The 14,894-nt window shown below is 52.8% G+C and carries 10 protein-coding genes; 8 read left to right on the forward strand and 2 right to left on the reverse strand.

Features of this window, described 5'->3' with window-relative positions; all coding sequences use genetic code 11:
- From MXE41_RS01165 to MXE41_RS01200, 8 genes are all read left to right on the forward strand, one after another.
- Window positions 1-1,467, forward strand: coding sequence for an NAD-dependent succinate-semialdehyde dehydrogenase (locus MXE41_RS01165; RefSeq protein WP_246977070.1), 1,467 nt, complete (start codon window positions 1-3; stop codon window positions 1,465-1,467).
- An 8-nt stretch (window positions 1,468-1,475) separates the two neighbouring features.
- Entirely contained in the window at window positions 1,476-2,282 is an 807-nt protein-coding gene (gene hpaH / locus MXE41_RS01170; RefSeq protein ID WP_247099061.1) for a 2-oxo-hept-4-ene-1,7-dioate hydratase, read from the forward strand.
- Between the two features lie 7 nt (window positions 2,283-2,289).
- Window positions 2,290-3,090: a 4-hydroxy-2-oxoheptanedioate aldolase gene (gene hpaI, locus MXE41_RS01175; protein WP_247099062.1), complete on the forward strand. Its 801-nt coding sequence runs from the start codon at window positions 2,290-2,292 to the stop codon at window positions 3,088-3,090.
- A 481-nt stretch (window positions 3,091-3,571) separates the two neighbouring features.
- A complete protein-coding gene (gene hpaX / locus MXE41_RS01180) occupies window positions 3,572-4,933 on the forward strand; it encodes a 4-hydroxyphenylacetate permease (RefSeq protein ID WP_247099063.1) in 1,362 nt (453 codons plus the stop codon).
- A gap of 881 nt (window positions 4,934-5,814) precedes the next feature.
- A complete protein-coding gene (hpaA, locus tag MXE41_RS01185) occupies window positions 5,815-6,741 on the forward strand; it encodes a 4-hydroxyphenylacetate catabolism regulatory protein HpaA (protein WP_247099064.1) in 927 nt (308 codons plus the stop codon).
- 1,306 nt (window positions 6,742-8,047) lie between these two features.
- Entirely contained in the window at window positions 8,048-9,607 is a 1,560-nt protein-coding gene (gene hpaB, locus MXE41_RS01190) for a 4-hydroxyphenylacetate 3-monooxygenase, oxygenase component (RefSeq protein WP_247099065.1), read from the forward strand.
- Window positions 9,608-9,619: 12 nt separating this feature from the next.
- Window positions 9,620-10,120, forward strand: a complete 501-nt coding sequence (gene hpaC / locus MXE41_RS01195) for a 4-hydroxyphenylacetate 3-monooxygenase, reductase component (protein ID WP_247099066.1) — start codon at window positions 9,620-9,622, stop codon at window positions 10,118-10,120.
- A 489-nt stretch (window positions 10,121-10,609) separates the two neighbouring features.
- A complete protein-coding gene (locus MXE41_RS01200) occupies window positions 10,610-10,843 on the forward strand; it encodes a hypothetical protein (protein WP_247099067.1) in 234 nt (77 codons plus the stop codon).
- A 392-nt stretch (window positions 10,844-11,235) separates the two neighbouring features.
- On the opposite strand, the gene MXE41_RS01205 is transcribed toward MXE41_RS01200, so the two are convergent.
- Window positions 11,236-11,415, reverse strand: a complete 180-nt coding sequence (locus tag MXE41_RS01205) for a hypothetical protein (protein ID WP_247099068.1) — start codon at window positions 11,413-11,415, stop codon at window positions 11,236-11,238.
- Between the two features lie 531 nt (window positions 11,416-11,946).
- A complete protein-coding gene (gene mnmG, locus MXE41_RS01210; protein WP_247099069.1) occupies window positions 11,947-13,845 on the reverse strand; it encodes a tRNA uridine-5-carboxymethylaminomethyl(34) synthesis enzyme MnmG in 1,899 nt (632 codons plus the stop codon).
- Window positions 13,846-14,894 lie beyond the last annotated feature (1,049 nt).

Here is a 14,894-nt window from a genome sequence, read left to right on the forward strand (position 1 = left end):
ATGCAAGAGCATTTAAAAGACGCCTCTTTACTTCAGACCAGGGGTTTTATTAACGGTGAATTCGTCAACTCCAGCAGCGGGGCTGAGTTCGACGTTCTGGATCCTTCCACCGGTGAGGTCATCTCACGTGTATCAGATATGACTGTTGCTGATACCCATACCGCCATCGAGTGTGCTCAGAAGGCCTTCACCACCTGGTCAAGGACTACTGCCAAAGAAAGAAGCATCATCTTGCGTCGCTGGTTTGATCTCATCATGAAGCACCAGGAAGACCTGGGCATCATCCTTTCCATCGAGCAGGGTAAGGGCAAGGCTGAAGCCATGGGCGAAATTGCCTACGGCGCCTCCTTTATCGAGTGGTTTGCAGAGGAAGGCAAGCGCATCAATGGCCTTACCATGCAGGCTCCAGTTTCTTCCATCCGTATGAGCACCATCAAGCAGCCAATTGGCGTTGTTGCTGCCATTACTCCATGGAATTTCCCTAATGCCATGATCACCCGTAAGGTTGGTCCTGCTCTGGCTGCCGGCTGTACCGTAGTCTTAAAGCCTGCCGATGAAACTCCTTTATCAGCTCTGGCACTGGCATACCTGGCCCGTGAGGCCGGTGTTCCTGCCGGCGTCTTCAACATCGTTCCAAGCAAGGATGCTGCAGGCGTAGGCAAGGCCCTGTGTGAGAGCCCAGTCATCAAGAAGCTCACCTTTACCGGTTCTACCCGTGTAGGCAAGATCCTCATGCAGCAGTGCGCTGACACCGTCAAGAAGCTCTCCCTTGAACTTGGTGGCAATGCTCCATTCATCGTATTTGATGACGCTGATCTGGACGATGCTGTTGAGGGTCTTCTGGTAGCAAAGTACCGCAACTCTGGCCAGACCTGTGTATGCGCCAACCGTATCTTTGTTCAGGAAGGTGTGTACGAAGAATTTGCCAGAAAGCTTGCTGAGCGCGTAGGTGCTCTCAAGGTAGGAGCCTGGCATGAGGAAGGTGTGCAGCAGGGTCCTCTTATCAACGCCATGGCCGTAAGCAAGGTCAGTGAGCACGTTAAGGATGCACAGGATAACGGTGCAGTCGTTCTGGTAGGCGGCACCGGTCACGAGAAGGGCAAGCTCTTCTTCAAGCCAACTGTCATCACCGGCGTTGAGAAGCACATGAAGGTATTCTCCGAGGAGACCTTCGGCCCTCTGGCTCCATTATTCAAGTTCAAGGATGAAAGCGAGGCTGTGGCTCTGGCAAATGACACCGAGTTTGGTCTGGCTTCCTATTTCTATTCAAGAGATATGGGCCGTATCGTCCGCGTCTATGAGGCTCTCGAAGCCGGCATGGTAGGCGTAAATACCGGCCTTATCTCCAACGAGGTAGCACCTTTTGGTGGCATCAAGCAGTCCGGTCTGGGCCGTGAGGGTTCAGCCTATGGCCTTGATGAATACCTCGAGGTCAAATACATCTGCCTTGGATCAGTAAACAAGTAGGAGTTTTTATGCTGGACACAGCTCAAATCAGGAAAATTGCCCAGGATCTGAATCAGGCTGAAAAGACCTGTGTACAGATTCCGCAGATTTCTGCTACCTGTCCTGATATGGATATCCAGGATGCGTACAGCATTCAGCGCGAGTGGGTGAGGATCAAGACCGAGGAAGAGGGCCGCAGGATCATTGGTCACAAGATTGGTCTGACTTCCAGGGCCATGCAGAGAAGTTCCAACATTACCGAACCTGACTATGGCGCCCTGCTTGATGACATGCTCTTCAATGATGGCGATACCATTCCTGTCGATCGCTTCATTGTTCCTCGTATCGAGGTTGAGCTGGCATTCATTCTGGGCAAGGATTTAAGCGGCCCGAACTGCACTATTTACGATGTCTACAAGGCAACTGAGTATGTGCAGCCTGCCCTTGAACTTATAGATGCTCGCTGCCCAAATACCGACCCTGTGACCGGTCGTACCCGCAAGGTCTTCGACACCATCTCTGACAATGCTGCCAATGCCGGCGTAATTACCGGCGGCCGTATCGTCAAGGTGGACGAGCTTGACCTGCGCTGGGTAAGCGCCCTGCTTTACCGCAACGGCTCCATTGAGGAGTCCGGTGTCGCTGCAGCAGTACTTAACCATCCGGCTAACGGTGTAGCCTGGCTGGCCAACAAGCTTCACCCATATGGTGAGACCCTCAAGGCAGGTGAAATCATCCTGTCAGGCTCTTTCACCATTCCTATCCCTGCCAAGAAGGGTGACACCTTCTTTGTAGATTACGGCAACATGGGTTCAGTAAAGTGCTACTTCGGCTAGGTGAGACATGGAATTAATCAAAAATAAGTTCAAGGCCAGCTTAAAGAACGGTCAGCTGCAGATTGGCATGTGGCTGGGTCTGGCAAACTCCTATACTGCCGAGCTTATGGCATGTGCAGGCTATGACTTCCTGCTCATCGACGGTGAGCACGCCCCTAATGACGTGCGCTCCGTTCTGCCTCAGCTTCAGGCTATCGCACCATATCCAAGTGCTCCTGTAGTACGCCCTAATTTCAATGATCCTGTGCTGCTCAAGATGTACCTGGATATTGGTGCCCAGTCTTTCCTGATTCCGATGATTCAGAATAAGGAAGAGGCAATTAAGGCCGTACGAGCCACCCGTTATCCTCCTGAGGGTATTCGCGGTGTTGGCGCTGCACTTGCCCGTGCTTCCCGCTGGAATAATGTTGAAGGTTATCTGCATCACGCCAATGAGGAGATCTGTGTTCTGGTACAGGTCGAGACCATGGAGGCTGTAAGAAACCTCGATGAGATTCTGTCAGTTGAGGGTGTTGACGGTGTCTTTATCGGACCTGCCGATCTCTCTGCAGACATGGGTTACATGGGCAATCCCAATAACGAGGAGGTGGTAAAAACCATCGAGCAGTGTATTGCCAAGATCAAGGCTGCCGGCAAGGCACCTGGTATCCTGATGGCCAACGAACAGATGGCCAGACATTACATGGAACTGGGAGCTCTGTTTGTAGCCGTAGGTGTTGACACTACCATGCTCTCCAATGCTGCAAAGTCCCTGCTGGCAAAGTACCGCAATACTGAAGTCAAAAAGGACAGCAACTCAGTCTATTAATCAGACAGACATAACTGCTGAACTTAATATCCCTGTACATGGGGACAGGGCTCCTGACCAGAGCCTGGCCCCGGCAGTGGCGGATGACCCTGTCACTGGATTTTGGAGCAGGTATTTACCTCCTTCACCCGGTCAGCCCTGCAAGGCTGGCCACAGCCCTGAGGGTCTGACCAGCCCGTAAGGACTGAAGTCTCATAAGGCGCCCTGTGGCAGCCTTGTGAGTGCATCAGAGCTTTGACCGGCCTGATGCACCTGAGGGCCTGACCTGCCCTGCAGTACTTTCCGGGTGAATTTCGGGCAAAAAAAAACCCGGACCTTTACAGCCTCAGACATAAACAAAAAATTGACCACAGTTTATGTCGGACTTTAAGGATATCCGGGTTCCTGGCAAGTTCAGTCAAAGCACCATTGTCCATACTGCAAAATGACCACAGCAGTAAGGGCATGCTTGAATCAACTTTTATTTAGGAGCGTGTGCATTATGAGCGCCCAAGCGACCAACCCTGCACAACAACACGAGAATTATACACCAGAGCAACAGGCGGTTATAAAGAAACTGTTTACCCGTCTGATCCTCTTCCTCTTCATTCTCTTCGTTTTCTCATTCCTCGACCGAATCAACATCGGCTTTGCTGCCCTGACCATGGGAGAGGATATCGGTATTGATGCTACCGCCTTCGGTATTGCGATGACGCTGTTCTATGTCACCTATCTTATCGGTGGCATTCCGTCCAACGTTATTCTGTCCATCATTGGCGCCCGCAAATGGATTGCCATCATCATGGTGGCATGGGGCTTTGCATCGACAGCAACCATGTTTGCCCAGGGACCAACCTCCCTGTACATCATCCGTATGCTCGTAGGTATTACCGAAGCAGGCTTCCTTCCAGGTATTCTTCTGTACCTGACCTACTGGTTCCCTTCATTCTTCCGCGCCCGCGCCAATGCACTGTTCATCGTAGCCATGCCATTTACTGCCGCCATCGGCTCGGCAGTATCCGGTTACCTCCTGCAGATGGATGGTATCTGGGGCTTAACAGGCTGGCAGTGGCTGTTCCTGCTTGAGGGATTCCCTGCTGTAATCCTCGGTGTCTTCGTATGGATCTATCTTGTTGATTCTCCTGACAAGGCTACCTGGCTTACCGACAAGGAAAAAGAGACTCTTAAGGACATGATTGAAAAGGACAAGCTTACCCTTGTCCAGCCTGAAGGCCACAAGTCTTATGTTGCCCTGCAGCATGAGAGCAAGTGGAAGGGCGTTTTCACCATGCCTGTTATCCTGTATACCATCTCCTACTTCTGTCTGTGTAACTCACTGTCCGCATCCAACGTATGGACTCCACAGATCATCAAGAGCGTAGCAGGTCCTGACACATCAAATGCCATCATCGGTATTCTGGCCGGTATTCCGCACCTTGTTACCATTGGTCTGATGCTCATCTGGGGACGCAGCTCAGACAGGATGCAGGAACGTAAGGTTCATACCATACTGCCATACATCATAGCCATGTCCGGATGGGTAATGTGTGCTGTGATGGCCTCAGCCAACATGCAGTACATTGGTATTATCATCGCAACAGCCGGTTCTTTCACCGCCATGGTACTGTTCTGGACCACTCCTGATCAGTGTATTTCAGACAGCGCCCGCGCCGTAGCCATCGCCGTTATCAACTCTGTTGGTAACATAGGCTCAGGTATCGGCCCTCTGGTTATTGGTGTTCTGTACGACAAGACAGGTTCTTTTGAGTCAGGTCTCATCTACGTATCTGTCCTGCTGGTAATTGGCTCTATCCTCCTGATCTTCATCCCAATGGGCAGATCACGTCCAAGAGCAACTCCATAACAGCAAGCTTCAGGGATGTGATGGCGCCCACCTGTCACCTGTGGTCAGACCGGAGACCTGCAGCCTGCATCAGGCATGAAGCGGCAGCAGGTCTCCGGCCAGGTCCCAAGCCAGGCCCCCAGCCCAGGCCAGATCTCATGCCTGAGCCACGGCCCGGGCCCGCAGCAACAGACCAGAGCCATCAGCCCGGCAATCAGCTGATCAAATGCTTTCTGATACACCGGAGCGCCGTTCACGGCCTCCGGTGTATCATTTTTCAGCCCATCATTCCACAGCATACGTTCGCCCGGACACCCTGTCCCCATTCAGCCTTGACAGCCGAGCGCAACAGTCAGCCAGCAGCACCGACAGCAGCATCTGCCACCTCCATGGTGATTTAGCCTCCTGCTGATAAATATCAGTGCCTTTTATGCACCAGCACGGCACAAAATGGCTGTTTTACCAATTTTTGAGCATCTGTCCCCTGGGAAGGCACTCAACAGTGCGCCTGAATAAAGGGCTAAAGCATGCATTTTGCTCATAATTGAGCATGATTATCATATTGGTCTGTTGTGCCTGTGACGCAGGTCCTTACTTAGACCTGGACATTTGTCCTATCATAAATACCAGACATGACTGATAGACTGCAGCTGACAGAGGGCTGAAAAAGCAGAACCCTGCTTAACAACCCTGATAATCAGGCCGTGTATGACTCAATACCGGTCATGAAAATACAGCACTGCCATACCAGTCATACCAGGTAAGTGAAAGTGACGGAAAATACCATGCCTGAAAAATCAGCTGTTTTTCCGACTGCCTGGTCAAGAGCGTACCTTATGGTATGGCTCTTTGTTAAATGGATTGTCTTACTGTTTAGATATTGAAAAATTGTTGGTTAGAAGATGGCAATTAGAAATATCGATGTAGCAAAGGATAATTTAACTTTCGGCAAGTTAAATGACGTGAGCTACCGCTCCTTTTCGCATATGGCGTCCTTCTACGGCCGCTTTATGGAGCCTCACCGTCACGAGGGCTATTTCCAGCTCCATTACATTGACTTTGGCTACATTAACCTCAACCTTGACGACTCGGTGAACCTTACTCCCAAGGTGCCACTGCTCATTCTTACTCCACCGTCTGCGCCGCACTCATTCTTCACCACCAATGAGACCACCGGTCACGTGCTTACAGTAAGAGAGAGTCTGATTACCCCTATTATTGAGAAGCTGTACCACTCAAACCCTAATATCATTCTTAACAAGGCTGTCTTCCTCTCCTTTGCCGAAAACAGCGAGATTAAGAAGAATATTGACCGCTTCTTCCGTATTATTCAGAGCTCCATTGAGAATGTGGACACTGATCAGGATCTGGTACTGTCCCACCTGGTACAGTCCCTGTTCTCCTATATTCTGTGCAAGCGCGAGTTCAAGGACAGCCTTACCGTAGCTCCCATGGTCAATGGCGATCTCACCATTTTCCAGAACTTTATCAAGCTTATCGAGGCCAACTACCACAAGCAGCTGTCAGTTCCTGACTATGCCCGCCTGCTGTCCATTACCGACTCCAAGCTCAAGGACATGTGCCGCCGCTTCTCATCGCTTCCTCCTAAGCGCATGATTTTCGAGCGTGTCCTGCTTGAGGCCAAGCGCCGTCTGGTCTACTCAGATCGCAGCATCAACCAGATTGCAGCAGATCTTGGCTTTACTGATCCTTCATACTTTGCCCGCTTCTTTGTGCGCTGTGTAGGCCAGACACCATCACAGTGGCGCAAGCGCAGCAAGAACATGCAGCACATCTACCAGGATATTCACCATATCACTACAGTGTAATCACCACGCTACCTGCTCAGGCGCAGCCGCGCCTGCGCTCAGAAGCAGCGGCGGCGTACTCCAGTACACTTATAATTAAGGGCAGCCTATGGCTGCCCTTAATTTTTCCCACCACCTCAATCCCGCCCGCCCCCTGGCAGGCTCACAAACCTGCCCGCATCCGTGCATACCGTAAGCATCTCCTCCATGCTGCGACAAGAATCTCCTCCATACCGAGACTTGCCATACTCTATCAGCTCGCACAGCCATCCTTATATAACCACAGTCCAGCCACAGCCCTGACATCTTATTCAGACTGCATACTGTCGGCACCGGCCGGCATCCGGCAGCAGGATACCTCCGACCGGCGTCCGGTTGCAGGATACCTCCGGCCGACATCCGGCGGCAGGATGCCTCTGACCGGCGTCCGGCAGCAGGATGCCGACTGCAGGCAATTGCATCCATTGAGCCGCCATTGAGCAGCTGCCCAGGGCACAGCATGAACCTCTGTCTGGCGGCGCCCGCCCCTGGGCCGGAGCACAGTTACTCATCCTGTCATTTCACAAGGTCTGTGCCCATAAAGCACAGCGTCACCTGAGTGCTACCAGGCACTCAGCCTGGCGCTAAAAAGCATGCACGTAAGGGGCTTCATGGGCCACACTCTCCAAAAGACCCGATATTTCAACTAAAAGTACCATTTTGTGTTTTTACATCCATAAACCTGGAACTTCAGGGCAGAAAACACCTTTTTATGCCGCATGCAGCCAAATATGCCCATAAAATTGGCTTATACATGCTGTTTGGCTATAGAGAATTCAGGATCCCAGTGACTTTTTGGTACTGAAACAGCCCTTTCAGGCTGCTACTGCCCCTGGCTGTGCGTCACGGCTGTATTCAGCCTGGAAAGGCTGGCTGATGCATGGTGAAAAAGCAGCTGCAGGGAGGTGAAAAAAAAGGGGAATCAGGGCAGGTTTTAAGCCTGGACAGACTCAAAAGTGACATAAAGCACCCGGTATACAGGCCATTTTTCGGACCCAGTCACATTTTTTGATGACGGTTGATGTCAGCGAGGTGATACTGTTTATCAACAGAGCGATACCTATCAACAATAAGCATGCCATATGGGTCAATTTGCGGATCTTTTATCACGATCAATGTTCCTTTTTGTGACCTGGGATTGAAATTTCACAACCTTACTGGGATACAAGAAACTTCAGCCGAAAAGTACCATTTTCCAGTCCAAATGTTAATTAAAAAGACAGCGCTCAATACCTAAAATGAAGTCATTGAGTTCCCAACATCAACAACATCTGAGAGGACCTGATCGATGCTTTACGATGATTATCGCCAAGATAAAAAGCGCCCATTCAACAGCAAGGAGTTATTCCAGTCTTTCCAGGATGGTCGTGAGATTTATGCTTACGGCAAGCGCGTAGAAGACGTAACCACCCACCCGGCCTTCAGAAACTCTGCCGCCTCCATTGGCAAGATTTATGACGCACTCCACGATCCTGAGTACAAGGACAAGCTGTGCTGGGACACCGACACCGGTTCTGGCGGTTACACCCACAAGTTCTTCCGCTATGCCCGCAGCCGCGATGAATTAAAGGCACAGCGTGATGCTATCGCTGACTGGTCCCGCCTCTCTTATGGCTGGATGGGCCGTACCCCTGACTACAAGGCCGCTTTCTGTAACGTTTTAGGTGCTTATCCTGAGTTCTACGGCCGCTTCGAGCAGAACGCCCGTACCTGGTACAAGCGCATTCAGGAGAGCGTACTTTACTTCAACCATGCCATCGTTAATCCACCAATTGACCGTCACAAGCCAGTTAACGAGGTTAAGGACGTCTACATCAAGCTGGTTGAGGAAAGAGATTCCGGCATCGTAGTATCCGGCGCCAAGGTAGTTGCCACCAACTCCGCTCTGACCCACTACAACTTCATCGGCTTCGGTTCTGCCCAGGTTATGGGTGATGACCCTGACTTCGCCCTGATGTTCGTAGCTCCAATGGATGCTCAAGGCGTCAAGCTGATTTCCCGTGCCTCCTATGAGCTCGTAGCCGGTGTTACCGGTTCCCCATTTGACTACCCTCTGTCCTCCCGATTTGACGAGAACGACGCCATTCTGGTTCTGGACAATGTATTCATCCCATGGGAGAACGTCTTAATTTACAAGGACTTCGAGCGCGCCCGTAACTGGACCATGCAGGGTGGCTTTGCCCGTCTGTTCCCATTCCAGGCCTGCGTACGCTTTGCCGTAAAGCTCGACTTCCTGGCCGGTTTATTACAGAAGTCCCTTGAGTGCACCGGCGTAAGTGAGTTCCGTGGTGTACAGGCTGACCTTGGTGAAGTAGTTACCTGGCGTCACATGTTCTGGGCTCTGACCGATGCCATGTGGGCTGAGGCTGAAGAGTGGCGCGGTGGTGCATGGATGCCTGACACCAAGTCCATCATGACCTACCGTGTAATGGCTCCAATGGCCTACGCCAAGATCAAGAACATTGTTGAGCGCAATCTGACCTCCGGTCTGGTCTACCTGCCATCCTCAATCCGCGATATGAACAATCCTGAGATTGAGAAGTACCTGGCCAAGTACGTACGTGGCTCCAACGGTATGGACTTCGAGGAGCGCATCAAGATCCTCAAGCTCATGTGGGATGCTATCGGCTCCGAGTTCGGCGGCCGTCACGAGCTGTATGAGATCAACTACACCGGCTCTCAGGACGAAATCCGCATGCAGTGCTTACGTCAGGCCAAGGCCTCCGGCGCAATGAAGGAGATGACTGACCTGGTTGACCGCTGCCTGAGCGATTACGATCGCAAGGGATGGAAGACTCCTATCTACCACAACAACGACGATCTCGTTAAGTTAGAAGAATTAGTTTAAGAAGAGGTGAACATGTCTGACGACGTAGAGGCAATGCGCCTTTCCTTTAGAGATTCCATGGCCAATCTGGCTGCTGCCGTTAACGTGGTAACCACCAATGGTGAGGCAGGCAAGTGCGGTATTACCGCTACAGCAGTAATGTCCATTACTGATACCCCTCCTACCGTACTGGTTGCTGTTAACAAAAAGAGCGAGATGAACCAGGTATTCCAGGGTAACGGCACAATGTGTGTCAACGTTCTTGCCGAGGGTCAGGATGAAGTGGCCGCCCACTTCGCCGGCATGAAAGGCTCTACCATGGAAGAGCGTTTTCAGGATCCAAGTTGGGAAGAAGGTTCTCTGTCTCAGCCGGTCAATACAGGCGCCATATCGTCACTTGAAGGTGTGATCTGCAAGCAGGACGAACTGGGCACACATAACCTCTACTTTGTTGAGCTTAAGAATATCGTTGTCAGACCACATAATGCCCTGCTCTACTTCAATCGCAAGTTCATGAGCCTTAACAGGGAATAAAAGCAAGCTCTCTTCAAACTGACTCGTCCGGCTCCCACCTGAGCCGGACAACTGAAGATGGTGCCGGAGGCCACAGCCCCCAGCACCATCTTTTTTTCGCCCTCCTGACGACGCCCCACCACCGCGCCGTCACCGGCGCGCCGGCAGCGGCGCCTCCGCCGCTTTCCCCGCCGCCTTAACCTCAGCAGCGCCCGCGTTCAGTCCTGTGCCTCAGACAACTGCAGTGATCCTGCACGCCGCCACGGCCGCTTGGAGTATCAGCAGCCGCCCCTGTAACTGCTGCCCGTCCCTGCTTCCTGCCCTCACTGTCTCATCACATCACTTCGTGCTTAGTCATGAAATTTCCCACAGGCTGTTACGGACGGTTCCTGTCAGCAGATGTCCCAGTCTGAGGCCATGCATTTTCGGATGTATGACAGATTTGTTGAACGGGTATGGTGCCGGGACTATAATGCACGCAACCTTAATAACAATCTGCCTGAGGTTTTTATGAAAAAGCTCGTTTTATCAATGGTCATTACTGCTGCAGCGGCTGCCGCTTTTGCCGGCTCTGCATTTGCCAGGGATGTCTGGGTCAATGGTTACACCCGCTCTGACGGCACCGAGGTAAGAGGCCATTACCGCTCCGCACCTGACAGCAGCTACAACAACAACTGGTCAACCGAAGGTAATGTAAATCCTTATACCGGTGAGAGCGGCACCAGAGAGCGTCGCAACTACTAACTCTGTCCGGCTGCCGCCCAGCCTGCGGGCTGGTTCAGGCAATTGAGCCGGCACGACACGCGCCTGCGCAGGCGCGCACACGCTCCGGCTTCACGCCCATCAGTCCTGCAGCGCCTTACTGTCCTGCAGGACATGATGACCAGGCGCCCGCTCTTATTGCCCCAGGCTGCCTGATCATACTGTCCGCCTGCAGCATCCGTCAGCACAGACAGATGCCAGCAGGCGGCCATCACTCCTCACCCTCTCCTAAACCCCGCCTTAAACCGGCTCTAAGACCATCCATCAAAAGTTCTCAACAGAGCCCGAACTCGCACAGCCGCCCCGGCTGCCTCCGCCCCGACCTGCCTGACTGCCCAGCCCGCTTTTCCCACAGGCTGTGATTTCATGTTTTTTCATCGTTTCGGCTCATTTAAGCCCGTTTTTGCTCGATTTTTCATGCTTTTTCGCCGAAATTTTGAAAAATCAGCCTGGCCTTGCACCAGCACATCCGCGCCGGCTGCCACCATCCCCGACCTGCCTGCCTGACTGCCCTGCCCGCTTTTCCCACAGGCTGTGATTTCATGTTTTTTCATCGTTTCGGCTCATTTCAGCCCATTTTTACTCGATTTTTCATGCTTTTTCGCCGAAATTTTGCAAAATCAGCCACTTTTCTGATCCCCGCACGAGCGGCTTAACGCCTCGCTTTCCATAATGACAGTTCGCCTCCAGGTCATCTCCGGTTATCAGCCAGCTCCGCCCGGCCCGCCCCGCCCCGGCTCAGTCTGCCCCTGTTTCCACAGTGCCTGAGATTCCAGCCCTGCATGCCCGCTGCCTTATAAGCCGGGTCCATATTGCCAGCTCCACATGCTCTTCATGATGCAGCAGGCACAAGCCATGTGGCGGCAGACCGGTCCCTGCAGCTGAGTGCACGTCCAGGCCAGGGCCTGTCCAGCCGGGCTGCCATGGCCGAAGGGTCATTCCATGCCTGCACAATGGCAGCTGTGAGTCTGGCCGCGCCCATGAAAAAGCGCCTTATGAATTCCTTCACAAGGCGCCTTTTTAAGCCGGTTGCGTTGAGAGCTGATCTCGGGCTTCTGCCTTAAGCAGCAGGCCGCTGTGTGCTCTTAACGGTCGGACAGAGGTACGCGGTTGAGCAGGCCGAGCTTCTTGAGGTGGACCATCAGAATGGAGATGGCGGCCGGAGTAACACCTGAGATGCGGGAGGCCATGCCCAGGGTTTCAGGCTGGAACTCGTTTAACTTCTGAGCTACCTCATTGGACAGAGCAGATATTGATCGGTAATCAAAGCCTGCTGGCAGCAGGGTCTTTTCATTGAGCTCACGCTTTTTGATCTCATCGAGCTCATGATCCATGTAGCCCTGGTAGCGCACCTGAATCTCCACCTGCTCTTCAGCCTGAGGCATGGTGGCAATCAAATCCATACCGGCAGCATCGAGAAGAGGTCTTAAACGGGACTCTGGACGGCGCAGTATTTCCTCAAGGGTCTGCTCCTTGGAAAGCGGAGTGTTGAGAATGGAGCTGATGTTTTTACCCATGTCAGATCCTGGCTTTACCAGGGTCTCACGCAGGCGGGCCTTTTCCTTTTCAATCTGGTTCTGCTTCTCTTCAAAGATACGGTAGCGCTCATCGCTGATAATTCCCAGATCACGGGCTGCCGGAGTAAGACGCAGATCAGCATTGTCCTCACGCAGAATGAGACGGTACTCGGCTCGTGAGGTGAACATGCGGTATGGCTCCCTGGTACCAAGGGTGCAAAGATCATCCATCATTACGCCCATGTAGGCTGTATTGCGTGACGGGAACCATGAATCACGGCCCTGAACAAACAGACCGGCGTTAATACCTGCCAGCAGGCCCTGAGCAGCTGCTTCCTCGTAACCGGTAGTACCGTTAATCTGACCTGCCAGGAACAGGCCTTTGATCTTCTTGGACTGCATGGTGACTGACAGCTCGCGAGGATCATAGAAATCATATTCAATGGCATAGCCAGGACGGGCAATGACCACATTTTCAAAGCCCTCAATGGAGCGGATAAACTGCTCCTGAATGTCGTAGGGCAGCGAGGTGGAAATACCGTTTGGATAAACCAGGCTGGTGGTCAGGCCCTCAGGCTCGACAAAGATCTGGTGGGCAGCACGGTCAGGATAGCGTACTACCTTATCCTCAATGGAAGGGCAGTAGCGTGGACCTGTGGAGGTAATTACACCTGAGTACAGCGGGCTGCGATCAAGACCGGAACGGATAATCTCATGGGTGCGCTCATTGGTGTGGGTGATATGGCAGCATACCTGCTCAGGGAGAACGCTGTTGTCATCGATAAATGAAAACACAGGCAGCGGGCTTTCAGGCTCCTGGCGCTGCATCTTTGAATAGTCGATGGTGGAGCTGATAAGACGGGCCGGGGTACCGGTCTTAAGACGGCCCTGCCTTAGTCCCAGCTCCTTAAGATTCTCAGCAAGAGCAATGGAGGCCGGATCACCGGCACGGCCGCCCTGATAATTGTTAAGACCTATGTGAATCAGGCCATTGAGGAAGGTACCGGCACAGATAATCACAGCCCTGGCATAAAACTTAATGTCGGCTGCTGTATCAACACCACAGAGGGTATCGCCATCAAAAAGCAGTTTTGTACAAGGCTGCTGGAAAAGAGTCAGATTTGGATAGGAGGCCAGGGTCTTGCGCATCACCTCTTTGTACAGGTGACGGTCAGTCTGAGCGCGGGTAGCACGTACAGCAGGTCCCTTGGAGGAATTGAGGGTTCGGAACTGAATACCGGCACGATCAATGGCCTGTGGACAGATACCACCCATGGCATCGATTTCGCGCAGCAGATGACCCTTGCCAATACCGCCAAAGGCTGGATTACAGGACATCTCACCGACAGTTTCCAGATTGTGGGTTAACAGCAGGGTTTTACAACCCATGCGGGCAGCCGCACCGGCAGCCTCGATACCGGCATGACCGGCACCCACTACGATTACGTCAAACTCTCTTAATGACATGGCTTTTCCTCACCTGTACGGAGATAAAACTCGACCTGCCCCCGGCAGGTTCCCGGCTCAGCCACTGCATTGTGCGGCAGTGCCCTGGCGATCCTGCAGCATCCCCAGCCGGAAGGAGGCTCATTTTGAGCATTAAATCCCAGGGAAAACATGCTGCACAGCTAATCTGAGCGCGCGATATTTTACTGCAAAAATGTGACAAAAATCCTGTTTTTGCAAAGCATTTCCATTTGACCCAGGCCCCGGACAGCCCCTGGATTTCCCAGGAGCTCAGTACCGGCCCCCGGACATCTTAACAGCCTGATTTTCCCACAGGCCATCAGCCCTACGCCCGGCCCCTCAGATTTGCCCACAGGCAGACGGCCCACTCAAAGAGCACCAGCGCAGCCAGCCAGCAAACGCAGCACCGCTCCCTGCCGCTTTTGGGAAAATCAGCCCATCTCTGCCACCAGTACATAGCCTCCCTGCAATGAAACCATAAGCTCTCTCAGTAGCCAGCCTGATTTCCCCACAGGCGCAGATACTGTCAGCACACGTCTCAGCCGGTACCAGATATCAGCCAGGGCCCAAAATCACCAGCTGTGATGCCATGACAAGCCCGCCCTGCATATCCAGCAACAGAACATCAGCTGTCAGCAGCACCTTTGCCATCAGGCCTTAAACAGCCCCATCCATAAGTCCGCTTTGCTACGGGTATGTCCGGGCATGACTGCCAGCCCATTAGCATGACTGCCAGTCCATCGTCCGGATTTTCCCACAGAGCTGAAGACTCACTGCCACTGCCCATAAAGAGCATCAACAGCAACGGACCATCAGTGCCCTGAGAGGTCAAGGCTGGCTGAGAGCCTGTCACGGATGTACCCCAGGGGCTGATTTTCCCACCAGGGTAACAGTGTGGTGCGGGCGCCGGATCAGCCAGGTTTAAAAGAGCCCTCCAGGATGCTCACAGAGCGCACGCTTACTTTCAGAGGGTAATGACAGCCCTGGGCAGCCTTGAGTGTCTCCAGCGCAATCCAGGAGGCCAGCCTGCATTCTTTGAGAACCACCCT

It is taken from the genome of Anaerobiospirillum sp. NML120449 (assembly GCF_023051105.1).
In the GTDB taxonomy this organism is placed as follows: Bacteria; Pseudomonadota; Gammaproteobacteria; order Enterobacterales; family Succinivibrionaceae; genus Anaerobiospirillum.

Bases quoted from the DNA above. Each gene is read 5' to 3' on its own strand.
- MXE41_RS01200 (WP_247099067.1), top strand. From the start codon at position 10,610: ATGAAAAAGCTCGTTTTATCAATGGTCATTACTGCTGCAGCGGCTGCC.
- hpaH (WP_247099061.1), top strand. From the start codon at position 1,476: ATGCTGGACACAGCTCAAATCAGGAAAATTGCCCAGGATCTGAATCAG.
- hpaI (WP_247099062.1), top strand. From the start codon at position 2,290: ATGGAATTAATCAAAAATAAGTTCAAGGCCAGCTTAAAGAACGGTCAG.
- MXE41_RS01205 (WP_247099068.1), bottom strand. From the start codon at position 11,415: ATGAAAAAACATGAAATCACAGCCTGTGGGAAAAGCGGGCAGGGCAGT.
- hpaC (WP_247099066.1), top strand. From the start codon at position 9,620: ATGTCTGACGACGTAGAGGCAATGCGCCTTTCCTTTAGAGATTCCATG.
- hpaB (WP_247099065.1), top strand. From the start codon at position 8,048: ATGCTTTACGATGATTATCGCCAAGATAAAAAGCGCCCATTCAACAGC.
- MXE41_RS01165 (WP_246977070.1), top strand. From the start codon at position 1: ATGCAAGAGCATTTAAAAGACGCCTCTTTACTTCAGACCAGGGGTTTT.
- mnmG (WP_247099069.1), bottom strand. From the start codon at position 13,845: ATGTCATTAAGAGAGTTTGACGTAATCGTAGTGGGTGCCGGTCATGCC.
- hpaA (WP_247099064.1), top strand. From the start codon at position 5,815: ATGGCAATTAGAAATATCGATGTAGCAAAGGATAATTTAACTTTCGGC.
- hpaX (WP_247099063.1), top strand. From the start codon at position 3,572: ATGAGCGCCCAAGCGACCAACCCTGCACAACAACACGAGAATTATACA.